This window comes from Nocardioides malaquae (genome assembly GCF_015070385.1).
GTDB lineage: Bacteria > Actinomycetota > Actinomycetes > Propionibacteriales > Nocardioidaceae > Nocardioides > Nocardioides malaquae.
On sequence record NZ_JADCSA010000176.1, the window covers coordinates 1 to 339 of the forward strand.

The window sequence follows — 339 nt, forward strand, 5'->3', positions numbered from 1 at the left end:
AGTTTGCGCTGGGGTCGGTTTATACCTGGAGCCTGTTTAATGGCGCGCTTTCCGCCAAGCTGGATGCGCCGGTAAGCCAGGTCGCTTTCTCTTTCGGCTTGTTAAGTCTGGGGCTGGCAATTTCGTCTTCTGTTGCGGGCAAATTACAGGAACGTTTTGGCGTTAAACGCGTCACCATGGCTTCCGGCATTTTGCTGGGATTAGGCTTCTTCCTGACAGCGCATTCTGACAACCTGATGATGCTGTGGTTAAGCGCCGGTGTGCTGGTGGGACTGGCAGATGGCGCGGGTTATCTGCTGACGCTCTCTAACTGTGTGAAGTGGTTCCCGGAGCGTAAAG

Annotated in this window: 1 protein-coding gene; it reads left to right on the plus strand. The window is 54.6% G+C overall.

Annotation, left to right across the window (positions count from 1 at the left end; all coding sequences use genetic code 11):
- On the plus strand, positions 1-339 hold a 339-nt coding region (locus IEQ44_RS15660), incomplete at both ends, for an MFS transporter (RefSeq protein WP_193639403.1).